The organism is Massilia frigida (assembly GCF_011682175.1).
Lineage (GTDB): Bacteria > Pseudomonadota > Gammaproteobacteria > Burkholderiales > Burkholderiaceae_D > Telluria_A > Telluria_A frigida.
On record NZ_WHJG01000010.1, the window covers coordinates 124,564 to 148,368 of the forward strand.

The window sequence follows — 23,805 nt, forward strand, 5'->3', positions numbered from 1 at the left end:
CGCTGCGCCTCAGGCGCAAAATACCACCGGCATTTCCTGCGAGCGCTGCTTGAGCGCCGTCCTGGCGCCGTCATAATCGGGATACACCGACTCCACCCTGGCCCAGAAGCGCGCACTGTGGTTCATTTCGATCAGGTGCGCCAGTTCGTGCGCCACCACGTAGTCGACCAGCGGCAGCGCGTAGTGGATCAGGCGCCAGTTCAGGCGGATGTGGCCATCGACGGTGCACGAACCCCAGCGCGTGCCGGCCGACGACAGCGCCAGCGAGGCGTGGCGCACGCCCAGTTTTCCCCCATACAGGTCGAGCCGTTCGGCGAACAGGCGCTTGGCCTCGGCCTGGAACCAGATCTTCACCCGTTCCTGCAACTGCCATTCGGCCAGCCCGGCCACCACGCCCACCGTCAGCACGCGCGCATCCGCATCGAACTCGCAGCGGCTGCGCGGCGCCTCGATCAGGCGCAGCGTGATGTTCGCGCCCAGGTAGGGCAGCTGGGCGCCGTCGACCCACACCACCGGCGCGCGTTCCTGGCGCAGTGCGCGCCGCTCGCCGCGTTCGCGCAGCTTGGTGATGATCCAGCGCTGCTTGGCGCGGATGGCGTTGTCGATGTCGGCCAGGGTGATGCGCCTGGGCGCGGTGACGCGCAGGCCATGGTCGTCGATCATGAAACCGATCGAGCGCCGGCTGGAGCGGCGCAATTCAAATTCGAGGCTGTGGGGGCCGAGCTGGATGCGCCGCAGCGGCGGCGCGTCCGGTGCGCGCACCGGCGTGGGGAAAACGACTTTGGGCGGCGCCGGCGGCGCCTTGAACAGCGGCTGCGGCGCGATCGACTGCTTTGCGGCCGGTTCCAGCGCCGCAAAAAAATCCTGGGCGAATAATTCGAGCTGGTCGCCGTTGCTCTTGGGAGAGGACTCGGTCTGCTGCGGCGCCGCTGCCTGGATCAGGGCGCCGACCCCGCTCAGCCAGCGCTGTAGACGTGGGGCGAAATGACGCGCATTTCGGATTCTATCCAATTTTCTACCTCTTGCATCAAGCTGTCAGGGGTGTGCCCGTCCGGTGAAATCGGTTTGCCGATCGATACCGTGATCACACCAGGGCGTTTCAGAAAAGAGTTCTTGGGCCAGCATTCACCTGAATTATGCGCGATCGGCACCACCACCGCATTGGTTTCAATCGCCAGGCGCGTTCCGCCACTTTTGTATTTACCTTTTTGTCCGACCGGGATGCGGGTCCCTTCAGGGAACATGATAATCCATTGGCCGTCGGCCAGGCGGCGTTTGCCATGCGCGACCACGTGCTTGAAGGCGTGCTTGCCCTGCTTGCGGTCGATCGGGATCATGCGCAGCAGCGCCATGCCCCAGCCGAAGAAGGGGATATACAAGATCTCCTTCTTGAAGACGTACACCAGGGGGCGCGTCAGGTTCGGCAGCAGGAAAATCGTCTCCCACGCCGACTGGTGTTTCGACAGCACGATGGCCGGTTCGTCGGGCAGGTTCTGGTAACCCTTGAATTCATAATGGATGCCGCAAATGACCTTGGCGCACCAGATCACGAAGACGTTCCAGCGCGAGGTGACCCAGAAGCGTTTGTTGTACGGCAGCGGCGCGGCCAGGAAGCATACGCAGGCCCACACGATGGTGGCAATCGCCATGACCACGGTAAACAGCATGGAACGCAGGAACAGGATGGTATGACGCAAAGAAGTCTCCGGGGATGCGTGAGTCGATGGGGAGTCGGATACGGCAATCAGATGGGGATGTGCGCGGCCGCGGCATTGACCTTGAGCAGCGCGCTGACCATCGTCGCCAGGTCGGGGAAGACCTGGGTGCCGGGCGGCAGGCCGCCGGTCTGGCGCGTCTTTTCGCCCTTGCCGGTCAGGACCAGATAGGGCGTGCAGCCGCTGATGAAGCCCGCCTGCAGGTCGCGCAGCGAGTCGCCCACGGTCGGCACGCCTTTCAGGCTGACTTTGAAGCGCTTGGCGATTTCATCGAACATGCCGGCTTTCGGTTTGCGGCAATCGCAGTTGTCGATGGCCGCGTGCGGGCAAAAGAAGATGGCGTCGATGTCGGCGCCAACCTGCTGCGCGCTGGCGTGCATCTTCTGGTGAATCGCGTTGAGGATCGCCATGTCGAACAGTTCGCGCGCAATGCCCGACTGGTTCGAGGCGATGACCACCCGATAACCCGCCTGGTTCAGGCGGGCGATCGCTTCGAGCGAGCCGGGGATCGGAATCCACTCCGCCGGCGACTTGATGAAGGCCGGCGAATCGTGGTTGATGACGCCGTCTCGGTCGAGGATGATCATCTTCATGCCGGTGTCTCCTAGGCCGCCAGCTTGGAAATGTCGGCGACGCGGTTCATCATGCCGTGCAGGACCGACAGCAGGGCCAGGCGGTTGTTGCGCAGCGCCAGATCCTCGTCCATCACCATCACGTCATCAAAAAACCTGGCGACGTCGTCGCGCAGCTGGGCCAGCGTTTTCAGGGTGCCGGCGAAGTCGCGCGCCGCGAAGGCCGCATCGATTTCCGGACGCACGCGCGTAACGGCCGCGAACAGGGTGCGTTCGGCGTCTTCCTTGAGCAGCGCCTCGATTGGTGCGCCGGTGACGGCGCCATTTTTCTTGAGGATGTTGGTAATGCGCTTGTTCGCTTCGGCCAGGGTGACGCTTTCCGGCAGGGCGGCAAAGGCTTGCACCGCTTCCAGGCGCTCGACGATGTCGTGCAGGCGGTCCACGTGCGAGGTGAGCACGGCTTCGACTTCGTTGGCGCTAAAGCCACGCTCGCGCAGCACGCCGCGCAGGCGGTCGAACATGAAGGCGCGCACGTCGAGCACCGGATCGGTAAAGCCGGCGATGCCGTCGAAGCGCGCATTGGCAAAACCGAGCAGCTCGATGATCGACACGTCCATGCGCTTTTCGACCAGCATGCGCAGTACGCCCAGCGCATGGCGGCGCAGTGCGAACGGATCTTTTTCGCCGGTTGGCTGCAGGCCGATGCCCCAGATGCCGACCAGCGTTTCGAGCTTGTCGGCCAGCGCCACGGCGGTGCCGGTCTCGGTCGATGGCAGGGTGTCGCCGGCAAAGCGCGGCTGATAGTGTTCGGTCGCGGTCAGCGCCACTTCTTCCGGCTCGCCGTCGTGACGCGCGTAATAGGTGCCCATGATGCCTTGCAGCTCGGGGAACTCGCCCACCATGTCGGTCAGCAGGTCGGCCTTGGACAGTTGCGCGCCGCGCGCGGCCAGTTGTTCGTTGTAGCCCATGGTGTGGGCGATGGCGGTGGCAATGGCCACCACGCGCTGCGAGCGCGCGGCCTGGGTGCCCAGCTTGTTGTGGTAGACCACATTGGCCAGCAGCGGCAGGCGCGATTCCAGGGTCTTCTTTTTATCCTGCTCGAAGAAGAACTTGGCGTCGGACAGGCGCGGACGCACCACGCGCTCGTTGCCGCCGATGATGTGCTGCGGATCGTCGGTCTCGATGTTGGACACGATCAGGAAGCGCGAACGCAGCTTGCCGTCGGCATCGGTCAGCGCAAAGTACTTCTGGTTGGTTTGCATGGTGAGGATCAGGCATTCCTGCGGCACGGCCAGGAATTCTTCCTCGAAGTGGCATTCGTACACCACCGGCCATTCGACCAGCGCCGACACTTCGTCCAGCAGCGACTCGGGCATCAGCACCTGGTCGGCGCCGGCCTTTTGCAGCAGCGCGCTGCGGATCTTTTCCTTGCGCGCTTCGATGTTGGCGATGACTTTGCCCTGCGCTTCGAGCGTGGCCGCGTACTGGTCGGCATGCGCGATCGTCAGGGGCGCGCCATCGGTCAGGAAGCGGTGGCCGAGCGTCTGCTTGCCGGACGAAAGGCCGAGCAGGGCCAAAGGCACGACGGCCTCGCCATGCAGGGCGACCAGCTTGTGGGCCGGGCGCACGAACTGCACGGTGGTGCCGTCCGGACGCTGGTAGCTCATCAATTTTGGGATCGGCAGCTTGGCGGCGGATTCTTCCAGCGCGGCTTGCAGGCCGGTGTGCAGCGCGCTGCCAGCCACGCTGCGGGTGTAGAACAGGCTTTCAGCCTTGCCGTCCACGGCGCGTTCGAGCGTAGCGATATCGAGGTCGGGCACGCCGAGGGCTGCGAGTTTTTTCGCCAGCGGCGCGGTGCCCTTGCCGTCGGCATCCAATGCGACGCTGACCGGCAAGACTTTTTCGCGCACCGATTTATCGGGCGACATGGCGCGCACGCCGGTGATCGAGACGGCCAGGCGGCGCGGCGAGGCGTAGGCGGTAGCCACGCTGTCGTCGCCCAGGAAGTCGCGCGATTTGAGGCCGTTGGTAATGCCGGTGGCAAAAGCGGCGCCCAGTTTGACCAGCGCTTTCGGGGGCAGTTCTTCGGTCAGCAGTTCGACCAGTAAGGTGTTGTTCATCATTCTAGTTTTATCTTTCAGGCGGCGAGCGGCGCTTTGGGAGCCATCGGGAATCCCAGCTTTTCGCGCGAGTCGTAATAGGCTTGTGCGACCAGGCGTGACAGCGTGCGCACGCGCCCGATGTAGGCGGCGCGTTCGGTGACCGAAATGGCGCCACGCGCGTCGAGCATGTTGAAGCTGTGCGAAGCCTTCATGATCTGCTCATAGGCCGGCAGGGTCAGTTCGAGTTCGATCAGGCGCTTGGCTTCCGATTCGTGATTGGCGAATTGGGTAAACAGCAGGTCGGTGTTGGCGTGTTCGAAGTTATAGGTCGATTGCTCGACTTCGTTCTGATGGAACACGTCGCCGTAGCTGAGCGACTTCCTGGTACCGTTTTCTTCCCACTCGGTCCAGACCAGGTCGTACACATTCTCGACGCCCTGCAGGTACATGGCCAGCCGTTCGATACCATAGGTAATTTCGCCGAGCACCGGCTTGCAATCGAGGCCGCCCACTTGCTGGAAATAGGTGAACTGTGTCACTTCCATGCCGTTCAGCCACACTTCCCAGCCCAGGCCCCAGGCACCCAGTGTCGGGCTTTCCCAGTCATCTTCGACGAAGCGCACATCGTTCTTTTGCAGGTCGAGGCCGAGCGCCTTGAGCGAGCCGAGGTACAGGTCGAGGATGTTTTCCGGCGCCGGCTTGAGGACCACCTGATACTGATAGTAGTGCTGCATGCGGTTCGGGTTTTCGCCATAGCGGCCATCTTTCGGGCGGCGCGACGGCTGCACGTAGGCGGCACGCCAGGGTTCCGGTCCGATTGCGCGCAGGAATGTACCCGTGTGAAAGGTGCCCGCGCCGACTTCCATATCGTATGGCTGGAGCAAGGCGCAGCCCTGCTTGTCCCAGTAGGTTTGCAAGGTCAGGATAATTTGTTGAAATGTGAGCATCTTGGTGGCTGTCGCGCGGCTGACGGCGCGAACGAATGAGTTTGCTAAAGCGACCAATTTTAGCGGGTTTTAGCGGGACGCTGGGGGGCAAGTGACGACAATGTCATGTTTGCTGCGTTTTTGCGTACATGCGGCCCGAGAACCAGGCAAAAGCCAATGCCAGCGCCGCCAGTGCGAGGAACAGATAATTGCCCATGCGGATGAATGGCGTCATGCCGCCCATCCCTTGTACCTGGGCAGCCAGGGTGCCGTGCGTGTACATCGGCAAGGTGTTGACGATCTTGCCACGGCCATCGATCACGACGGTCGCGCCGGTGTTGGTGGCGCGCAGCATCGGGCGCCTGGTTTCCAGCGAACGCATCTGCGACATTTGCACATGCTGGGGAATCGCCACCGATTCCCCGAACCAGGCCAGGTTCGACATATTAAGAAGCATCGTGGCCGGACGCGGCATGGTGCGCAGTTGCAGGGCAATTTCTTCGCCGAAGACGTCTTCATAGCAGACGTTCGGCAACACCAGCTGGTCCTTGACGGCGAAAGCGCCCTGGACTTGCGCGCCACGGCTCATGTCGCCCAGCGGAATGCGCATCATGTCGACGAACCAGCGGAAGCCGGCCGGCACGAACTCGCCGAACGGCACCAGGTGGTGCTTGTCGTAGCGGTAAGACTGGCCGGACGGGCTGACACCGACCGCGCTGTTGGCATAGCTGCCGGGACCGTCGGACAAGGGGATGCCGAACAGCACGTGACTGCCCGTGTCGGCGGCAAATTTTTTGATCGACGGCAAATAATCGGGTGGCAGATACTGAGGCAGGGTGGCGACGGCCGTTTCCGGCAGGGCGATCAGGTCGGCTGGCTGGGCCGTGATCATGCCGCGATACATCTCCACCGCGCGCATGACATGATCCGGATCAAACTTCTTCATCTGTTCCACATTGCCCTGCATCAGGCGCACGCTGATGGGATTGCCCTGGGGGGCGGTCCAGGCGACGAAAGTCAGGCCGTAGCCGGCCGCGAGGATGGCGCCGAGCAAGCCCATGCCGGGCCAGCGCGCGCGCTGGGTCAGCATGACGATGCAACTGGCGCACAGGGCGGCGATGGCCCCGATGCCGTACACGCCGACCAGCGGCGCGTAGCCGCCCAGCGGGCTGGCGTTATGGGCGTAACCGGTGGCAACCCAGGGGAAGCCGGTCATGACCCAGCCGCGCATCCAGTCCGACCAGCCCCAGGCCACCGGCAGCACCAGCAGCAGGAAACTGGTGACCGGCAGCGACCAGCGCTTGCGCAGCCAGGTGGACAAGCCGCTGGCGAAGGCACCGAACAAGCCCATGTACAGGCCCAGCAGGCACACGGCCGCCACCGCCATCGGTCCCGGAATATTGCCGAAGCGATTCATGGTGATGTATAGCCAGTGCATGCCGGCAACCGACCAGCCGAAGCCGAAGGCCCAGCCGATCAGGCTGCTGCGGCGGACATTGGTGTCCATGCCGACCTGGTAGAACAGGAAGGCGAGCGCGAGGATTTGCAGCGGCCACCAGCCGATGGGCGCGAACGCCAGCACGCTGGTCGCGCCTGCGAGGGCGGCGAACAGCATGGGCAGCAGCGTGGTGCGGGGGGCGCGCAGCGCCGGATCGAGCGGAACGGTCGAGCGGCGCAACATCAATCGTGTTCGTCTTCGGGCAGCGGCAGTTTTTCCACCAGCAAGACGTGAACCTGGCGCGCGTCGGCGCGCAGCACCTCGAAGCGCAGGTTGGCGATATCGAACACGTCGCCCTTGTGCGGCATGCGGCCGAGATGGCTGGCAACGAGGCCGCCGATGGTATCGACGTCGTCTTCCGGCAAGCTGGTGCCGAGTTCTTCGTTGAACTGGCTGATCTCGGTCAGCGCCTTGATGCGCCAGCGCGGGCCGAGCAGGCCTTCCTTAATCGACAGAATGTTGTCTTCTTCTTCATCGAAATCGTATTCGTCTTCGATGTCGCCGACAATCTGTTCAAGCACGTCTTCGATCGTGATCAGGCCGGCAACGCCGCTGTATTCGTCGACCACGATGGCCATGTGATTGTGATTGGCGCGGAAATCGCGCAGCAGCACATTCAGGCGTTTCGATTCGGGAATGAAGATGGCGGGACGCAGCATGTCGCGTACGTCAAAAGTTTCTTCGGCGTAATAGCGCAGCAAGTCCTTGGCCAGCAGGATGCCGATGACCTTGTCGCGTTCGCCTTCGATGGCAGGGAAGCGCGAGTGGGCTGTTTCCAGCACCTGCGGCATCCATTCCTCGATCGGCTTGCTGATGTCGATGACGTCCATCTGCGAGCGCGGAACCATGATGTCGCGCGCGGACAGGTCCGAGACCTGGAACACCCCTTCGATCATGGACAGCGCATCGGCGTCGATCAGGTTGCGTTCATGGGCGTCGTGCAGGACTTCTAGCAGCTCGGCGCGGTTTTCGGGCTCGGGAGAGATCAGTGCGGTCAGGCGTTCAAACAGTGACCGGTGGGTCTTGGCGTCCGTTCGGACGTCATAAGGGTGCTCTGGCATAGTTGGCGTGAGCCGTTGTTGCGATAGGCGTAGGATACACCAAAAGCGCAATTGCCTGTTTTTTAAGCGGAATGGGGGTATGCATGGGTGGTTCGATGTTGCCCGTCTAACCCCCGCCCCCCCCCGTCGCCCCCGCGAAGGCGGGGGCGACGGGGACGCGCGGGGGCGACGTTAACAGTTATTCAGTCCTGCGCTCTTGCCCCGCTACCGGATGCGTCCCGGCACCCGTTACTCCTTCCAGCGTGGCAGCCGTCAGCGCGCGCCTGGCCGGCCCATGCAGCACCTCCCCATCCGGCGCGAAGTGCGAGCCATGGCAAGGACAGTCCCACGACTTCTCGCCCGCGTTCCAGTGCACTGCGCATCCCAGGTGCGTGCAGGCCGCCGATACCGCTTGCAGCCCGCCATCGTCGCCACGGTACACAGCCAGCAGACGTCCGCCGTCGCGCAGCAGGGCGCCTTCGCCGATGGCAATCTGGTCAGCGCTTTCCACATCGCCGCCGCGCAGCCAGTCGGTGTGCTGGGTCAAGGTGTTGGCCTGCTCGGTAATAAAATCGCCCAGCCCATGCAGCACCGTGCGCGACGGCGAATACAGCTCGGCCCACACATTGCTGCGTCCGACGATCAGGTCCGTCACCAGGATCGCTCCCGCCGTGCAGTGCGTCATGCCGTTGCCGGAGTCGCCCGTGAGCACATACACATTCTCCTGGCCGGAGCGCTTGCGGCCCAAAAAGGCGATGCCGTCGGATGGCTCCATCACGTCGCCCGACCAGCGGTACGCCACCTCGCCGGCGATCGGGAAGCGCTGGCGCGTCCACGCCTCGATCGCATCGTAGCGCTGCTGCGGATGCGCATCCTGCCCGCTCTTGTGATCCTGGCCGCCGACGATCAGCAGTTCATGGTCGGCGCCGCTGCCGGCCGCAGCCAGGCGCACGTAGTAATACGGCTCGCCCGTGTCCCACAGTAGCACGCGCGGCAGGGCGTCCTTGGGCACCCGCAGCGCCACCACGTAGGTGCGGTAGGCGGCCTGCCTGGCATGCATGAGGACAGGTTCGTTGAACGGGGTATTGGTCGCCACCACCACGGCCGCCGCATCGACCTGTCCATGCTCGGTGGTGACGTGCTGGCGCGCCTGGTCGGCGCGCAGGCTAAGCGCGCGCGTGCGGTCGTAGATGCGGCCACCCAAGCGTTCGATGGCGCGCGCCAGCCCGTCGAGATAGTTGAGCGGATGGAACTGGCCCTGGCGCGCAAAGCGCAGGCATGGGCCGGTATCGAAGTGCAGGCCAGGCACACGCTCGAAACGGCGCACGTTCAAACCCAGGCGCGTGGTGATGGCGTACTCGCGTTCGAGAATATCGTTCCAGGCTCCATCGGGCGTGAACAGGTAGCCGTCGACGCGCTCGAATTCGCAGTCGACATGCTCGGTGCGGACGATAGCCTCGATGCAGTCGGTGGCCTTGCGGTAGGAATCGGCCACCAGCGCGGCCTTGTCGCTGCCGAAGCTGCGTTCGATCTCGAAGAAGCGCTCGTCGGGCGGGAAAAGATGCGCGGTGCTGCGCCCGGTTTCGCCGGCGCCCACGCCGACAGCGTCGAGCACCACCACCGGTTTGCCTTCGCGCAGGAGCATGTAGGCAGTGGTCAGGCCGGCAATGCCGGCGCCGATCACGCACACGTCGGCGCGTTCCGGATTCGTCAAGGGGGAGTAGCGGGGAAGGCTCGCGGTGGCGAGCCATGCGGATGCCGTAGCGTGGGGTGCTTGCGTTGTTGCTGCTGTCATTGGCAGGTTCCTCCTGTCTTGGTTTTCCTCTTTTTGAGAAGACCAAGTAGAACCTGTCGTGCCAATTGCTACAGTGCGGTGACGTACAAAAGCGGGTGAGTGGAGTTAGCTTTTCATGTAGGCCTGGAAGCCGCGCGCGAGTGCGGCAAATACTACCTTGCCTCACTCGCCGTCATTCATACCATCGCGCCCGACTTCCACGCTGTGACCAGTTCCTGCGGCCAGAACTGGCGCGGCGCGATCATCAGGCACAGCGTGTCTGGATGCGTGAGCACCGGGAACCAGGCGCCCTGCATCACGTCGGCCGGCATGTGCTTGCGCACCGCCAGGAAGGCCGAAATCATCACGCGGCGGCGCGTGAGCATGTCCGGCAGCGCCAGGTCTTGCGGCCGTTGCAGTTCATTCGACAGGCAGGTGGCGATGTGCTGCAGCGGCGCCGGTACGTCCTTGCCCTTGTACGCAAACAGCGCCTGCGCGACGCGCTGCAAGGCTTGCGGGCGCGCTTCGAAATGGCGGTCAAGGCTGTAGGCCAGCAGCGCCGGCATGTCGTGCGGTCCCTCGGCGAACAGGGCGTTGTTGGCCTGTACCAGCGAGGCCCACACCACCATGCCGCGTTCCAGAAGCATGTGCTGGCGGCGGTAGATCTCGGCCAGGCTGTCGTTGCCAAGCCAGCCCGGATTGCCGGCGTATAGCGTGTCGTAGTCGGCCGCCGTGGCCGCGCGGCGCCACTTCATGATGGCGTTGCGGACCTTGTCGAGCGCCAGGTCCATCTTGGGATCGGCCGGCCATTGTTCGATATCGGCTGGCGCCAGCGGGTTGGCACCGTCGCCGGCGCTGTGCGGCAGCAGCTTGCGCGCGTAGTCTTGCAGCGATTCGGCGCGCGCGTCGGTCAGCACGGCGCTGATGCTGGCCAGCGGGTAGGTGGTGTATTCGACGCTGTCGAGAAACACCAGGAAATCGCGTGCGCGCGGACGCTGGCGCGCAAAGGCGGGATGGGCGCGCACCATGTCGTCGTAGTTCATCCATTGCCACTGGCTGGCGTCCGGCGTATTGCTGCGGATGACTTCACCGAGATAGGCGCCAGCCGCATCGATCAGACGCGCCAGCAGCGGCGCCGCAAGCTCGCCGGCCGCATGGCGCTGGCGCACCAGGCCGAGCCAGGCTTCGAGCGGGCGCAGCGAGGCGAAGCTGTAGTCGAGTTTATCGCGCGGCAGCTGTGCTTCGAGCGGCAGGCAGGCGCCGTCCGCGACATCGCCTTGTCCGAGCAGCATGGCGCACAGGCGCGGGATGCGGCAGGCCAGGTCGTCGGCGCGCGCGCAGGCGCTGGCGTCGCTCACGGCCAGTTGCGCATACCAGCGCGCCACGCTGTCGTGGGCGCCGTTGATGATGTGGTCGAGCACCTGCAGGTGCGGATGGCATACGCGCCCGCGGTGCGTGCGCACCACCGTCAGGCGCCGCTGGCCGCGCGTGACGTAGCCCCACTGGCCGCCGATCTGGCTGGCGATCACGGAACCGAGGTAGCTGCCGGCGCGGATTGCCCAGCTGGTGGCGATCGCGCTGCTGAAGGCGGCGTTGGCCGGCTGCTTGCCGCGTTCGTGCACGTAGAAGGCGTGCAGCTTGTCGAGCAGACCGGCCAGCGCGGTGATGCTGACGCTGCTGCCGTCGAGGGCGATCCGGTATTTGTCGCGCGCGTACGCGACCAGTTTGGCTTGTTCGGCGTGGGCGCTGGCATACACGCCGCGGTCGCTGGCAAAACCGGGCAGGTGCGTGCTCAGGCCGGGACCGGGGCTGACCATGGTGGCGCGGTGGGCGAGCGTGCCCAGTGGCGCCGATTCCATGAACAGCAGCGAACTGGCGTCGTGCGCGAAGCGGTAGAACGGATGGTAGCCGGGATTGGCGCCGACCGCGGCGTCGGCGCGCGCGGTCAGGTTGCGCAGCACGCGCAGGGTGGCGCTGTTGCATGCCTCGGGCCGCGTCGCCAGTTCGATCGTCAATTCCTTGGCTGCCGCCTCGCCGTGATCGAACAGTTGCAGGTACGGGCCGTTGGCGTTGACGCTGGGGTAGCGCAGGGCAGGGCGCTGCGGGTCCGGCATGGCCGTTTCCAGCTGCTCGGGCCAGAGCTGCTGGGCGCTGTCGATGCGCCGCACGCCGTTGACGCAGGCGTCCCGCATGGCGGACGGCAGGCCGTGTGCGCCATGCAGCGGCGTGTAGATCATGTCCAGGGCGTCGTCGAAGGCGACGCAGCCCAGCTGGCGCATGCATTCCCAGACCAGCGCGCGCAGGGGCGCGTCGAAATGCGGACGCTCGAAGCCGACGCACAGCGCGCCGCCGGTGCGCGCGCCGATGACGGTGGCGCCTGCGGCGGTGCGGCCGGCTTCGAAGGTGATTTCAGTGTCGTGCAAACCGCGTCCGGGTTTGCCGTGGCGCGCGAGGATGGAGATCAGGACATCGAAAGGCATGGCTGCCGGTTCGCCGTTGGCGAATCGCTGCAGGTAAAGAAAAGTGGTCACAAAGGTCCAGGAAAAGATGCTGCGCGGCGCAACAGCGCCGCCGTACATGCGATTTAGATTTTTCCGTATGGTACTTCACAGCCCTGTGCCGGGTCCATCAAAGTGTTAGCATTGTGGCATTAAAGTGACACGCGGCGAATTAATAGAGCTGACCCCTGTTCCACATATCGAGCAGATGCGGCGGCCAGAACCAGCTCGGCACGATCATCACGGCGCGCACGCCGGGATGGACCAGCACGGGAAACCAGGCGCCGCTGAGGATCCTCTCGGGCAGGTGTTTGCGGAACGCCATGAAGGACGACATCAGCACTTCCTGGTCGGTGAGCAGGTCGGGTACGGGCAGATTGAAAGAGCGCACGGTTTCCGCAGCCAGGTTTTGGCCGATGATCTTGAAGGCGCCCGCCGCCGTCTCGCTTTTGTGCGAAGACACCGCGCGGGCGATGCGTTTGAGGGCTTGGGGGCGGCCATCGACATGCGGATCGCGGCTGTAGAGCAGATCGCCAGGACAGTCGTGCACGCCCGGCTCGAACAGCATGCTGTTCGCTTGCACCAGCGCGCCCCACACAACGGTTCCCTTGGCCAGCAGGTCCAGCTGGCCTTCGAGGATGATGCCGAGCGGGTCGTCGGCCAGCCAGCCCGGATCGGCGCCGCGCAAGACCTCGAAGTCGCCCTTGTTGGCGACGCCGCGCCAGCGGATCAGGGCCGCGCGCACGTCGTCGAGCGCGCCGGCCATGACCGGGTCGCACGGCCAGTCGTTGATCTCGTCCGGGCCGAGTACAGGGGCATTGGTGCCGTGGATCAGCTGCCGTGCGTAGGCGCGCAGCTTGCCCTGGCCCGCCAATGCCAGCGCCGCCTGCGCCATCGGAAACGCCATGCCGGCGGCGCTGTCGAGCAAGCCGCGCATGCCCGCTTCGCGCGGCTGCTGCTGCGCGAAGCGGGGGTGGAGCGCGGCGGCGTCGTCGTAATTGGTCCATTGCCAGGCGTCCGGCGCGGCGCCATTGGTACGCACCACTTCGCCCAGATAGGCGCCGCAGGCCATGACCATGCGCGCTTCGTCCTGGGCCGCGATGGCGCCGGCCTGGGCCAGGTAGCCGTCCACATGGCGCAGCGAGGCCAGGCTGAAATCGAGCCGCGCGTGCGGCAGGCGCGCCAGCAGCATCTGGCACAGGGCGGGCACGTTGGCGGCCACGTCGTCGGCGCGCGCGGTGCTCGAGGCGTGGATCAGCGCGAGCTGGCGCATGCGCTGCGCCACGTTGTCGGCGGCGCCGTTGACGATGTGGTCGAGCACCAGCAGGTGCGGAAAACACAGACCGCCCCGATGCGTGCGCACAGCCGGTTCGCGCCGCGCGCCGTGCAGGCAATAACCCCACTGGCCGCCGATGCAGCGCGCGATGACGGCGCCGAGGTAGCTGCCGGCCCTGGCCGCCCAGCTGGCGGCCAGCTCGCTGACGTAGGGCGTGTCCGCCGCATGCACGGCGCGCTCGCGGCGGACCATGGCATGCACCTTGTCGAGCAGCGGCGCGAGCGCGTCGATGCTTTCGGCGCTCAGGTCGAGGACGATGCCGTAGCGTTCCCGCACCTGGGTGGCCAGGCGCGCCGCCTCGCCGCTGGCGCTGGCCGACAGCGCGCGGTCCATGACGAAGCCGGCCGATGGCGGCGTCTCGCTCCAGGATGCGTGGTCGATGCTGTCGCTGTGTTTCAGGACGCCCAGCGCGGGCGAGCTTTTGAGCAGCCGCGCCACCTCCAGGTAGGCATGCCGGTACTCGCACTGGTATCCGGGATTGGCCCTGAGGGCCGCGTCGACCCGCAGTTCGAGGTTGCGCAGCACACGCAGGGTGGCACCGTTGCAGGCTTGCGGGCGCATGCCCAGGACAATCTCGACCTGGTGCGCGTCGCTGTCGATCCTGTCGAACAGCTGCACGCTGCGGCCGGCCCCGTTGGCATTGCGGTAGTGCAGCGCCGGCATTGCAGCGTCATTACCCGGCGCGGCGTCGTGCGACCACAGTTGTTGAATGCTGGCGACCTGGCGCGCTCCGGCGGCGCAGGCGGCGCGTAGCGGCTGGGGCAGTGCATCGAGGCCGCCGGGCGCCGCGCCGACGCTATGGAGCGTGTCGTCGAACACGGTGCAGCCGAAGCGCTCGATGCACTCCCAGGCCAGCGCGCGCAGGGCGGCATCGTAGCGCGGGCGCTCGAAGGCGATGCAGGCGGCGCCCGAGGCGGCGTCGCCAACGACGGTGCAGCTGGCGGCGATTTTTCCAGGGCCGAAGCTCACTTCGGTATCGACCGGCCAGCGGCGCGCCTTGCCGTGGCGCCGCAGCAGCGCCATGACATCGTCGTAAGGAAGCGGCGCCGGCTTGCCGTTGTCGAAGCGTTGCAGGAACAGGAAGGAAGTCATGGCGGTGCCGATGCGTGGACACGGCGTGCCCACGTGGACAATCAGGTGGCGTAAGGGTCGGGGTAGCCGAGCGCCGCCAGGATGTCGCGTTCGAGCTGCTCCATCTCGGCCGCTTCCTCGTCGTCGTCGTGGTCGTAGCCCTGCGCGTGCAGCACGCCGTGCACGATCAGGTGCGCGCTGTGCTCTTCCACGGTTTTCTTTTGTTCGAGCGCTTCTTTTTCAAGCACGTCGGTGCACAGGATGATGTCGGCGCGGGTTGGCTCGTCCTCGGCGATGTCTTCGCCTTCGTTGTAGGCGAAGGTCAGCACGTTGGTGGCGTAATCCTTGGCGCGGTAATCGCGATTGAGAATGCGGCCTTCCTCGGCGCCGACGAAGCGGATGGTCAGTTCGGCCGGCGCGAACAGCGCCGCCTGCACCCAGCGCCGCACCTTCGGGCGTGTGATCGATTCTTGCAGGCGGGCGTCGGGATACTGGACCGAGAGGGAGAGCTTATTTTTTGCGGACATTTTTAGCTGCGGCAGGTTTTGGCAAGGCCACCAGGTCGTCGACCGAGGCGGCGGACTCGTAAGCATCGACGATGCGCGCCACCAGCGGGTGACGCACCACGTCGGCGCTGGAGAACTGGGTAAAGGCGATCCCGCGCACGTCTTTCAGCACATGCACGGCGTCGCTCAAGCCGCTTTTTTGCGTCTTGTGCAGGTCGACCTGGGTAACGTCGCCGGTGACCACGGCCTTGCTGCCGAAGCCGATCCGGGTCAGGAACATCTTCATCTGTTCGACCGTGGTGTTCTGCGCTTCGTCGAGGATCACGAAGGCGTGATTGAGCGTGCGCCCGCGCATGTAGGCCAGCGGGGCGATCTCGATCACCTGTTTTTCGAACATCTTCTGGGTGCGGTCGAAACCGAGCAGGTCGTACAGCGCGTCGTACAGGGGGCGCAGGTAGGGATCGATCTTCTGGGTCAGGTCGCCCGGCAAAAAGCCGAGGCGCTCGCCCGCTTCCACCGCGGGGCGGGTCAGGATGATGCGCTTGACGGCGTCGCGTTCGAGCGCATCGACCGCGCAGGCCACCGCCAGGTAGGTCTTGCCGGTGCCGGCCGGGCCGACGCCAAAGCTGATGTCGTGGTCGAGGATCGAGCGCAGGTACTGGATCTGGTGCGGGGTGCGCCCGCGCAGGTCGTGGCGGCGGGTTTTCAGCACCGGGCTGTTGATTTCGATATCGGGCAGCGCTTCGGTCGGGGTGCTGTCCGGGCTGTGCTGGCTATGCAGGCCGGAACGCTGTTCGACCAGCGCCAGTTGCACTTCCTCGATCGGGACGACTTTGTTGGCGACCTCGTAGAAGCGTTCCAGGATCTGGACCGCGTGCCCGGCGTTATGGCCGCTGACGATGAACTTTTCGCCGCGCCGGAAAATGGTCACGTCGAGCGCGGACGAAATCTGGCGCAGGTTCTCGTCGAGCGGCCCGCACAGGTGGGCCAGGCGCGTGTTGTCGAGCGGTTCGGGGATGAAGTAGTGGGGCTGGATAGGTGTCTTGGTTTTCAACTGGCGCAGGCTAAAGTGTCACCGCGCGCAACGAGTTCGCCGCGCAGGGTGTAGTTAAAACTCTCGGTGATGCGCACGTCGGCCATCTGGCCGATCAGCGCGCTCGCATTGATGCCGGGTTCGAAATTGACGACCCGGTTGTTTTCGGTACGGCCCTGCAGTTCGGCGGCATTCTTGACGGACGGGCCTTCGACCAGGATGCGCTGCACGCTGCCGACCATGGCGGCGCTGTACTTGCGCGTGTTGGCGTCGATCGCCGCCTGCAACTGCTGCAGGCGCGCCAGCTTGACCTCGTGCGCTGTGTCGTCGGCCAGGTTGGCGGCCGGGGTGCCGGGACGCTTGCTGAAGATGAAGCTGTAGCTGGTGTCGAAACCGACGTCCGCGATCAGCTTCATCATGGCGTCGAAGTCGGCCTGGGTCTCGCCGGGGAAGCCGACGATGAAGTCGGACGAAATCGACATGTTCGGGCGCACCGCGCGGATGCGGCGGATGATCGACTTGTATTCGAGGCCGGTGTAGCCGCGCTTCATGGCGGCGAGGACATTGTCGGCGCCATGCTGGGCCGGCAGGTACAGGTGGTCGACCAGCTGCGGGATCTTGGCGTAGGCGTCGATCAGGCGCTGGGTGAATTCCTTCGGGTGGCTGGTGACGAAGCGGATCCGTTCGATGCCGGGAATGTCAGCCACGTATTCGAGCAGCAGGGCGAAGTCGGCGATCTCGCCGCCTTCCATCACGCCGCGGAAGGCGTTCACGTTCTGGCCGAGCAGGGTGATTTCTTTTACGCCCTGGGCGGCCAGGCCCGCCACTTCGGTGAGCACGTCCTCGAAGCGGCGCGAGACTTCCTCGCCGCGCGTGTAGGGCACCACGCAGTAGCTGCAATATTTGCTGCAGCCTTCCATGATCGAGACGAACGCCGAGGCGCCGTCGACCTTGGCCGGCGGCAGGTGGTCGAATTTTTCGATTTCGGGGAAGCTGATGTCGACCTGGGCGTCGCCGCTCGCGCGCCGTTCGCGCATCATCTGCGGCAGGCGGTGCAGCGTTTGCGGGCCGAACACCATGTCGACATACGGCGCGCGCTTGACGATGGCGGCGCCTTCCTGCGAGGCAACACAGCCGCCGACGCCGATCAGCAGGTCGGGCCGGGCCAGTTTCAGTTCGCGCAGGCGGCCGAGGTCGGAAAAGACTTTTTCTTGCGCTTTTTCACGGACCGAGCAGGTATTGAGCAAAATCACATCGGCGTCTTCCGGCGTGTCGGTGCGGATCAGGCCGTCGGAAGCGCCGAGCACGTCCGCCATCTTGTCCGAGTCGTACTCGTTCATTTGGCAACCGAAGGTTTTGATGAAGACTTTTTTCTGCATGGAATGATCAACGTGGCGCTGCTGCCTGGTTTCAGGCGGGGTTGCCAGTTTATCGTAAATCAGCGGGGGCGGCCATGTCCACGACAGCGGACCCTGTCCGGCCCGCTTCATTGCACGCAATCAAGGGTTGAGCTAGCCACCCGTCACTCTTGCATATCGCAGGGAAAAGTTTCGCACAATAATCTTTCACAATTGCTTAATTGCACACTACCTATTTCTTCTTGTAAATCAATGAGTTCCGGCAGTATTCTCACAAGGAACTGAGCACACGAAAAGTTCTTGCGTGCGCCACCATTTATCTCCCTGTGTTGAAATGACTATGTGACAAGCTTTCCGGCGGATACCTTGATTTCAAACAATGTCACCCATGCGCGAGTAAGTTGTACTAAAGGCTTATGAGTCTCATAATTAGTTTGCATTTCAAGTGCGTTGGAAGTGAGTAGCGCAGAGCGCATACGATCCGGGAACGTGCTTTTAAGCCAGTTATCAGATTTGTTCTGTTTAATCACGCTCAAGGGCGATTTTTCCGGGAACTTTATTAAGACACGTATGGTCTTTAACATAGTTCGTAACGGCATTATTTCAACCACTCACCACGAGGTAAATCATGGCACACCATGCTCTGGCATCACAGGAAAGTTATAATCCCAACCACCTGCTCGACATTCTGCTTGGCAAGATGCAGCTGAAAAACGATGCAGCGCTGTCGCGCATGCTCGAAGTCGCGCCACCGGTCATCAGCAAGATCCGCCACCACCGCCTGCCGGTTGGCGCCTCGCTCCTGATCCGCATGCACGAGGTGACCGGCATGAGCATTCGCGACCTGCGCGACCTGATGGGCGACCGCCGCACCAAGTATCGCCTGTCGGACGCCCAGGGCCGTCCCAAAGCGGCCGAGGAAAAAGGCACGCCACCAGACGCAGCGACGTCCGGTAACTATGCGCACTAAGTTCTCCGGCATGGCGGTGTCCGCTGTCATGCCAGCGGAACGGGGCGCCTGATTGGCGCCTCTGCACGCAGAGGCGGGTCGGTCAGCCCATCAGGATCATCGTGATTTCCTCGTACTGCAGTTCGGTTTCGCGGAACACTTGCAGGTAGCATTCTTCGTTCAGTCCCAAGGCGGTCCAGGCGACCGGCGACACGGCTGGCACCAGATCGTTTTCTTCGCGCCCCAGGTCGAGCGCATGCACGATGGCGTTGGCCACATGCACGATGGTGGCCAGCAGCCCCGCATCCGGGGCGCCCGGATCATGATGGAAGGCGATCGCCATCTTCATCGTATCCGAAAAATTCCAGTGCTCGGCCAGCGCCACGCCGGCCAGCACATGGTCCACTCCCAATATGGCCAGCTCCGCATCCTGCACGTAGGTGTCGTTGGCGGCGCGGTATTCCATCACCTGCTGATATAAATCCGGATAGCTGCTCACCAGCACCAGGCGCCCGATATCGTGCAGCAGCCCGGCGGTGAAGGCGTAATCCTGGTTGAAGCGCACGCGCCGCGCCAGCACCTTGGCGCAGGCGGCGGTGGCGATCGAGTGGCGCCAGAAGGCCTTGTGGTCGAAGGCGGGGCAGCGGCCCTCGGCGAAGCAGCCGGTCAGGGCCGAGGCCGTGATCAGGTTGCGCGTGGTCTGGAAGCCGAGATAGGTGATCGCTTGCTGGATGGTGGTCACCCGGACCTGCAAGCCGTACAGCGAGGAATTGGCCAGGCGCAGGGTCTTGGCCGTGAGGGCCTGGTCGTGCGAGACTTTCTTGGCCAGCACCGCGATGTCGATGTCTTCCTGGTCGATGCTGGTGAGCAGTTCCATGACCACGGCCGGCAGCGAGGGCAGGTCGGCCAGGCGCCGCAGCACGTCGTCGAGCACGATGGCGCTCATAAGGCGACCTCGCGCGCGGCGCGGTAATCCTCCACGTAGCGGCGCAGGGCGCTGGTGGCCCAGTCGTGGGTGTCGTCCGGCTGGTGCTTGCGAAACAAGATGGCCAGGCGCTTCCCGCTGGCGGCCAGGTCGGGCGCGGAACGGGGCTGGGCCGGGGCCGCGCCGGCGCTGCGCAGCACGGGCACGGCATCGATGCCATGGCTGGGCAGCAAGGCGATGGTACGGTCGGTCAGGATGGCGCCCTTGGGCAGCAGGACTTGCCCCTGCCGGTCGAGCAGTTCGTCGGACAAGACCATTCCCGGCTCCACGTCGGCCAGGGCCAGGTGCTGGTAAGCTGCGCTCATAGGCATCCTCCCTCTCATGCTACGATCTTACCATTGCTGATCCGGGCTGTGCGCCACGCAAAAACCTTTACTTTGCACAGGTGCGCACCTCAATTTCTTGCCAAGAAGTAGTGCTTACCGTACATTCGGAGCTACATCGCGCGCATGCGCTGGTGATCGGGAGGAATCGGATGTTCAGTATTCAAAGCCGGCTGAAACTGCTGTTCGTGGTGATCGTCACCCTGGTGCTGAGCATTTCGGGCAGTTATACCCAGTATTCGCTGGGCAAGGCGCTGGAAGAAAGCAACCAGCGCCTGCGCAAGGGCGTGATCACGCGTTTGCAGATCAGCCTGCCGTCAGCCCTGTGGGACCTGGACAAATCGAAGGTCGACAGCATCGTCGAGGCCGAAATGCTGCCGCCCGAAGTGGTGGCGATCCGCGTCTACGACAGCTCGGTCGGCTTGTTCGCCGGCAAGCTGCGCGCGGCCGACGGCAGGCTGGTCACGGTCGAGCGCGCGCCGGAACCGGGCGGCCAGGCGGTCGACGCGCCGCTGGTGTTCCTCGAAGGCGGCTCGGCCAGCGCCTCGATCAAGCCGGTCTCGGTGGGGCGGGTGGTGATCAATTTCAGCCGCGCCCAGATCGACCAGGCCCTCGCCTCCGAACTGATGCGCAAGGTGATCGAGGTGCTGCTGCTCGACCTGATCCTGGTGGCGGCGCTGGCGCTGTCGCTGCGGGTGGTGTTCGAGCCGCTCAAGCAATTGCGCGATGGCCTGTTCGACCTGGCCACGCGCGGCAGCGACGAGGTCGAGGAATTGCCCGAGAACCGGCGCGACGAGCTGGGCGACGTGATCCGCGGCTTCAACCAGATCCAGCGCCGCTTGAAATCGACCATCGGGCGCATCCGCGAAGCCGAGGATGCGGCGCGCCGCTCGGCCCAGCAGACCGCCCAGGCGCTGCAAGACTTGCGCCAGACCCAGGAATCCCTGCTCCAGGCTGAACGGCTGGCCTCGCTCGGCAGCCTGGTGGCCGGGGTCGCCCATGAAATCAACACCCCGGTCGGCATCGCCCTGACCAGCGCGTCGGTGCTCAAGGCCGCCACCGATGAGCTGGAACTGGCCGTCAAAGGCGCCGGCCTGAAAAAGTCCGACATCCTGCGCTACGTCGAGACCGCCAGCGAAAGCGCGCGCCTGATCATGAACAATGCCTACCGCGCGGCGCACCTGATCCACAGCTTCAAGCAGATCGCGGTCGACCAGACCAGCGAGGCGCGCCGCCCCTTCGCCCTGCACGAATACATCGAAGAAATCGTCTCCAGCCTGCAGCCCAAGCTCAAGAAAACCCCGATCACGCTGGTGCTGAACTGCCCCGAAGCGATCATGCTCGACAGTTATCCGGGCGCCTTTGCCCAGGTCATCACCAACCTGACCCTCAACTGCGTCGAGCACGCCTTCGAGGTCGATACCGCCGGCGAAATCATGATCAGCGCCCGTCTCGACGGCGAGGTGGTCGAGTTGCACGTCAAGGATGATGGCAGGGGCATCGCGCCGGAAGTGCTCGACCGCATCTTCGATCCGTTTTTCACCACCCGGCGCGGCCAGGGCGGCACCGGGCTGGGCCTCAATATCGTGTACAACCTGATCGTCAAGCAGTTCAGCGGCACCATCGCCGTGAGCAGCACCCTGGGGCAGGGCACCCATTTCACCCTGCGCATCCCGCGCGTGACGCCGGTCGATGGCCAGGCCGAGGCCGAGGTCCAGGCCGCGCCAGCCGGGGCGCTGGGCGTGCGCGCATGAGCGCCGCGCGCGGCGGGGCCGCCGTATCGCCCTGAGCGCCACCCTTGCGCGTGCCCAAGCGCGAGCGCTGGTTTTATTGTACGCTTGCCATTCTTTGGCGGCGCCCTCGCCGGGCGCCGGCCTTTCCGACGCGCCATGCATGCCGGCTGCGCCCATTCGCCTCTCAAAGGATCATCATGAAACTGTACTTCAGTCCCGGTGCCTGCTCCCTCTCTCCCCACATCGTCCTGCTCGAAGCAGGGCTGGCATTCACGACCGAAAGCGTCGATTTGCGAAAGAAGGCCACTGCCAGCGGGGCCGACTTCAGCGTGATCAATCCCAAGGGCTACGTGCCGGCCCTCGAAACCGAGCAGGGCATGCTGCTGACCGAAGGCCCGGCCATCGTCCAGTACCTCGCCGACCTGGCTCCCGAGAAAAAGCTGGCCCCGGCCGCCGGCACCCCGGAACGCTATGTGCTGGTCGAGTGGCTGAACTTCATTTCGACCGAGCTGCACAAGAGCTTCAGCCCCCTGTTCCGCCCCAACGCGGGTGAAGAATTGACCAGCTACGCGCGCGCCAACCTGACCCTGCGTTTCGGCTACGTCGAACGCATGCTCGACGGGCGCGACTACCTGACCGGCACCCAGTTCACGGTGGCCGATGCCTATCTGTTTACGGTGGCGAACTGGGCGAACCTGGTCAAGTTCGACCTGTCGGCCTTTCCGCTGCTGCAAGCGTTCCAGAAGCGCGTGGGCGAGCGTCCCCTGGTGCAGCAGGCGCTGCGCGACGAAGGCTTGCTCAAATAAGCCGCCCGGCCATGACCCGGCAACGCTATATTGCCCTGCTGCGCGGCATCAACGTCGGCCGCGCCAAGCGCATCGCCATGGCCGATCTGCGCCAGCTCGTCGGCGAACTGGGCTGCACCGAGGTGCGCACCCTGCTCAACAGTGGCAATGTGGTGTTCAGCGCCCCGCGCCAGGCCCCGGCGGCGCTGGCGGCCCTGATCCAGGATGCGCTGGTGCTCAAACTGGGCGTGGCGGCCAGGGTGATGGTGCTCGTCAGCGACGAGCTCGACCGCATCGTCGCCGCCAATCCCCTGCTGCCGGTGGCGACCGACCATGCGCGCCTGCTGCTGTTCGTGTTCAGCGACCCGGGCGCGCCGGCCTTGCTGGCGCCGCTGGCGGCGGCGCACTGGGCGCCGGAACAATTGGCCGTGGCCGGGCAAGCCGCTTACCTGTGGTGCCCTACTGGCGTGCTCGACAGCAAAATCGCCGTGGCCATAGGCAAACTGCTGGGCGATGGCTTGACTTCGCGCAACTGGAATACCGTGTGCAAGCTGCAGGCCTTGTGCGCCGGCTCCGTCAAGGAGTGAGGTGGGCGTGCAGGCAAAAAAAATCCCGCACGATGCGGGATTTTTTGATGCTATTCTGTGATTAACGGAATTTTTCGCCACTTTCGCGGCGTGCGCGGTAACCGATCAGCACCAGACCGAGCAACATCATGGCGAAGACTTCAGGCTCGGGCAATTCCGACATGTGCGGGGCGGGCATGGTGGCCATTTCCATGGCGCTCATCTGCGGATGGGAATCCATCTGGGCGGCTGACGCCTGTGCATTGTCCACGACTTCGATAGCGCTGGCCGGTGCGGCGGCGACCAGGGCGAGCATGAAAGCTGCTGCGACTGCGTATTTTTTCACGGTGTTTCCTCTTCTTTTTGGTTTTCGCAAGTGCAGGATTGCTCATGCTGCATTGCAACCAGATGAGCAGTAAATGCGAATCATCCAGCTCCGTATTTAACCACGCTCACCACCGATTTCCAAGCCATTCCGCTATAAACGTCGTTTTTTTGATGTTTTATTGTCTAGAGGAATTAACATTTCTCGGTCAATGCTGCACTGCGGCAAAGTACAAGAAGACTGTTAAGAAGATACGGAGGTTGACGTGGAGTTACAGCTCGCGGTCGTGCGACAGCAGTCCCAGGCAGTAGGCGGCATCGGACAGGTCGACCGCGCCGGTCAGGTGGTCGTCCTCGGCAAGTGGGCGGGCGCCGAACAGGCCGGCAAAGTAAGCAAGGAGTCGACGCATGGCACTGATCCAATCGTGGGGTTTTAAGGATCATCTAATGATCCGGATTTACCATCAAGGGCTGATACGAAATGTTACGAACATACGCATCTGTCCCTGGCACGCCTTGCGCTTGATCAGGTCCAGCGCAAGACGCATTGTCGAGTTGATCAGAGGTGTTGCGCCGCAAAATTTTTTCAGCACATCCAGGTATACCTGGCTTTTTTTTGGCGGTATAGTTTCTCTATCCTATTGCTCATAGGCATTTTATTGATGGCAATTGGACATGCTGGTGCCACGTCGCCCCGCATGCAGCTGTACC

General features: G+C 64.1%; 21 protein-coding genes. 4 read left to right on the forward strand and 17 right to left on the reverse strand.

Features of this window, described 5'->3' with window-relative positions:
• Positions 1-9 precede the first annotated feature (9 nt).
• The 13 genes from F2P44_RS12485 to miaB form a co-directional block, all read right to left on the reverse strand.
• Positions 10-942, reverse strand: a complete 933-nt coding sequence (locus F2P44_RS12485; RefSeq protein ID WP_167087094.1) for a M48 family metallopeptidase — start codon at positions 940-942, stop codon at positions 10-12.
• Positions 943-956: 14 nt separating this feature from the next.
• A complete protein-coding gene (locus F2P44_RS12490; protein ID WP_167087014.1) occupies positions 957-1,697 on the reverse strand; it encodes a lysophospholipid acyltransferase family protein in 741 nt (246 codons plus the stop codon).
• Between the two features lie 47 nt (positions 1,698-1,744).
• Complete coding sequence (gmhB, locus tag F2P44_RS12495; RefSeq protein WP_167087015.1) at positions 1,745-2,308, reverse strand: D-glycero-beta-D-manno-heptose 1,7-bisphosphate 7-phosphatase; 564 nt, start codon at positions 2,306-2,308, stop codon at positions 1,745-1,747.
• 11 nt (positions 2,309-2,319) lie between these two features.
• Entirely contained in the window at positions 2,320-4,407 is a 2,088-nt protein-coding gene (gene glyS / locus F2P44_RS12500) for a glycine--tRNA ligase subunit beta (RefSeq protein ID WP_167087016.1), read from the reverse strand.
• Positions 4,408-4,424: 17 nt separating this feature from the next.
• The gene (glyQ, locus tag F2P44_RS12505; RefSeq protein WP_167087017.1) at positions 4,425-5,336 is read right to left on the reverse strand and encodes a glycine--tRNA ligase subunit alpha; all 912 of its coding nucleotides are present in this window, start codon (positions 5,334-5,336) and stop codon (positions 4,425-4,427) included.
• Positions 5,337-5,439: 103 nt separating this feature from the next.
• A complete protein-coding gene (gene lnt / locus F2P44_RS12510) occupies positions 5,440-6,996 on the reverse strand; it encodes an apolipoprotein N-acyltransferase (protein WP_167087018.1) in 1,557 nt (518 codons plus the stop codon).
• The gene (locus F2P44_RS12515; protein WP_167087019.1) at positions 6,996-7,874 is read right to left on the reverse strand and encodes a CorC family transporter; all 879 of its coding nucleotides are present in this window, start codon (positions 7,872-7,874) and stop codon (positions 6,996-6,998) included. The genes lnt and F2P44_RS12515 overlap by 1 nt, the downstream gene beginning before the upstream one ends.
• 178 nt (positions 7,875-8,052) lie before the next feature.
• Positions 8,053-9,648, reverse strand: coding sequence for an FAD-dependent oxidoreductase (locus tag F2P44_RS12520; protein ID WP_167087020.1), 1,596 nt, complete (start codon positions 9,646-9,648; stop codon positions 8,053-8,055).
• A gap of 176 nt (positions 9,649-9,824) precedes the next feature.
• Complete coding sequence (locus F2P44_RS12525; protein ID WP_167087021.1) at positions 9,825-12,158, reverse strand: hypothetical protein; 2,334 nt, start codon at positions 12,156-12,158, stop codon at positions 9,825-9,827.
• Positions 12,159-12,297: 139 nt separating this feature from the next.
• Positions 12,298-14,553 (reverse strand): hypothetical protein, encoded by a 2,256-nt coding sequence (locus F2P44_RS12530; protein WP_167087022.1) that lies wholly within the window; start codon positions 14,551-14,553, stop codon positions 12,298-12,300.
• Between the two features lie 41 nt (positions 14,554-14,594).
• Entirely contained in the window at positions 14,595-15,059 is a 465-nt protein-coding gene (gene ybeY / locus F2P44_RS12535) for an rRNA maturation RNase YbeY (RefSeq protein WP_167087023.1), read from the reverse strand.
• Entirely contained in the window at positions 15,043-16,092 is a 1,050-nt protein-coding gene (locus F2P44_RS12540) for a PhoH family protein (protein ID WP_167087024.1), read from the reverse strand. The genes ybeY and F2P44_RS12540 overlap by 17 nt, the downstream gene beginning before the upstream one ends.
• Positions 16,089-17,450, reverse strand: a complete 1,362-nt coding sequence (miaB, locus tag F2P44_RS12545) for a tRNA (N6-isopentenyl adenosine(37)-C2)-methylthiotransferase MiaB (RefSeq protein ID WP_167087025.1) — start codon at positions 17,448-17,450, stop codon at positions 16,089-16,091. Before miaB ends, F2P44_RS12540 begins: the two co-directional genes overlap by 4 nt.
• A gap of 607 nt (positions 17,451-18,057) precedes the next feature.
• Between miaB and F2P44_RS12550 the strand changes: the two genes are divergently transcribed.
• A complete protein-coding gene (locus F2P44_RS12550; protein WP_167087026.1) occupies positions 18,058-18,399 on the forward strand; it encodes a hypothetical protein in 342 nt (113 codons plus the stop codon).
• Positions 18,400-18,481: 82 nt separating this feature from the next.
• Here F2P44_RS12550 and F2P44_RS12555 read toward each other — a convergent pair whose 3' ends face one another.
• Both F2P44_RS12555 and F2P44_RS12560 read right to left on the reverse strand, forming a co-directional pair.
• Complete coding sequence (locus F2P44_RS12555) at positions 18,482-19,324, reverse strand: HDOD domain-containing protein (protein WP_167087027.1); 843 nt, start codon at positions 19,322-19,324, stop codon at positions 18,482-18,484.
• Entirely contained in the window at positions 19,321-19,668 is a 348-nt protein-coding gene (locus F2P44_RS12560; RefSeq protein ID WP_167087028.1) for a hypothetical protein, read from the reverse strand. Before F2P44_RS12560 ends, F2P44_RS12555 begins: the two co-directional genes overlap by 4 nt.
• A 170-nt stretch (positions 19,669-19,838) precedes the next feature.
• On the opposite strand from F2P44_RS12560, the gene F2P44_RS12565 reads away from it, so the two are divergent.
• The 3 genes from F2P44_RS12565 (at position 19,839) to F2P44_RS12575 (ending at position 22,791) form a co-directional block, all read left to right on the forward strand.
• Positions 19,839-21,440 carry a sensor histidine kinase gene (locus tag F2P44_RS12565; RefSeq protein ID WP_167087029.1) on the forward strand — a complete coding sequence of 534 codons (1,602 nt, stop codon included), beginning with the start codon at positions 19,839-19,841 and terminating at the stop codon, positions 21,438-21,440.
• Positions 21,441-21,616: 176 nt separating this feature from the next.
• Positions 21,617-22,225: a glutathione transferase GstA gene (gene gstA, locus F2P44_RS12570; RefSeq protein WP_167087030.1), complete on the forward strand. Its 609-nt coding sequence runs from the start codon at positions 21,617-21,619 to the stop codon at positions 22,223-22,225.
• An 11-nt stretch (positions 22,226-22,236) separates the two neighbouring features.
• On the forward strand, positions 22,237-22,791 hold the full coding sequence (locus tag F2P44_RS12575) for a DUF1697 domain-containing protein (RefSeq protein ID WP_167087031.1): 555 nt from the start codon (positions 22,237-22,239) through the stop codon (positions 22,789-22,791).
• 61 nt (positions 22,792-22,852) lie between these two features.
• On the opposite strand, the gene F2P44_RS12580 is transcribed toward F2P44_RS12575, so the two are convergent.
• Positions 22,853-23,116 carry a PEP-CTERM sorting domain-containing protein gene (locus F2P44_RS12580; RefSeq protein WP_167087032.1) on the reverse strand — a complete coding sequence of 88 codons (264 nt, stop codon included), beginning with the start codon at positions 23,114-23,116 and terminating at the stop codon, positions 22,853-22,855.
• A gap of 250 nt (positions 23,117-23,366) precedes the next feature.
• Positions 23,367-23,504 (reverse strand): hypothetical protein, encoded by a 138-nt coding sequence (locus F2P44_RS12585; RefSeq protein ID WP_167087033.1) that lies wholly within the window; start codon positions 23,502-23,504, stop codon positions 23,367-23,369.
• Positions 23,505-23,805 lie beyond the last annotated feature (301 nt).

What these genes read in the sequence shown, in the direction of transcription:
- gmhB (WP_167087015.1), bottom strand. Translation starts at nt 2,308, where the DNA reads ATGAAGATGATCATCCTCGACCGAGACGGCGTCATCAACCACGATTCG.
- glyS (WP_167087016.1), bottom strand. Translation starts at nt 4,407, where the DNA reads ATGAACAACACCTTACTGGTCGAACTGCTGACCGAAGAACTGCCCCCG.
- glyQ (WP_167087017.1), bottom strand. Translation starts at nt 5,336, where the DNA reads ATGCTCACATTTCAACAAATTATCCTGACCTTGCAAACCTACTGGGAC.
- lnt (WP_167087018.1), bottom strand. Translation starts at nt 6,996, where the DNA reads ATGTTGCGCCGCTCGACCGTTCCGCTCGATCCGGCGCTGCGCGCCCCC.
- F2P44_RS12515 (WP_167087019.1), bottom strand. Translation starts at nt 7,874, where the DNA reads ATGCCAGAGCACCCTTATGACGTCCGAACGGACGCCAAGACCCACCGG.
- F2P44_RS12520 (WP_167087020.1), bottom strand. Translation starts at nt 9,648, where the DNA reads ATGACAGCAGCAACAACGCAAGCACCCCACGCTACGGCATCCGCATGG.
- F2P44_RS12530 (WP_167087022.1), bottom strand. Translation starts at nt 14,553, where the DNA reads ATGACTTCCTTCCTGTTCCTGCAACGCTTCGACAACGGCAAGCCGGCG.
- ybeY (WP_167087023.1), bottom strand. Translation starts at nt 15,059, where the DNA reads ATGTCCGCAAAAAATAAGCTCTCCCTCTCGGTCCAGTATCCCGACGCC.
- miaB (WP_167087025.1), bottom strand. Translation starts at nt 17,450, where the DNA reads ATGCAGAAAAAAGTCTTCATCAAAACCTTCGGTTGCCAAATGAACGAG.
- F2P44_RS12550 (WP_167087026.1), top strand. Translation starts at nt 18,058, where the DNA reads ATGGCACACCATGCTCTGGCATCACAGGAAAGTTATAATCCCAACCAC.
- F2P44_RS12555 (WP_167087027.1), bottom strand. Translation starts at nt 19,324, where the DNA reads ATGAGCGCCATCGTGCTCGACGACGTGCTGCGGCGCCTGGCCGACCTG.
- F2P44_RS12560 (WP_167087028.1), bottom strand. Translation starts at nt 19,668, where the DNA reads ATGAGCGCAGCTTACCAGCACCTGGCCCTGGCCGACGTGGAGCCGGGA.
- F2P44_RS12565 (WP_167087029.1), top strand. Translation starts at nt 19,839, where the DNA reads ATGTTCAGTATTCAAAGCCGGCTGAAACTGCTGTTCGTGGTGATCGTC.
- gstA (WP_167087030.1), top strand. Translation starts at nt 21,617, where the DNA reads ATGAAACTGTACTTCAGTCCCGGTGCCTGCTCCCTCTCTCCCCACATC.
- F2P44_RS12575 (WP_167087031.1), top strand. Translation starts at nt 22,237, where the DNA reads ATGACCCGGCAACGCTATATTGCCCTGCTGCGCGGCATCAACGTCGGC.
- F2P44_RS12585 (WP_167087033.1), bottom strand. Translation starts at nt 23,504, where the DNA reads ATGCGTCGACTCCTTGCTTACTTTGCCGGCCTGTTCGGCGCCCGCCCA.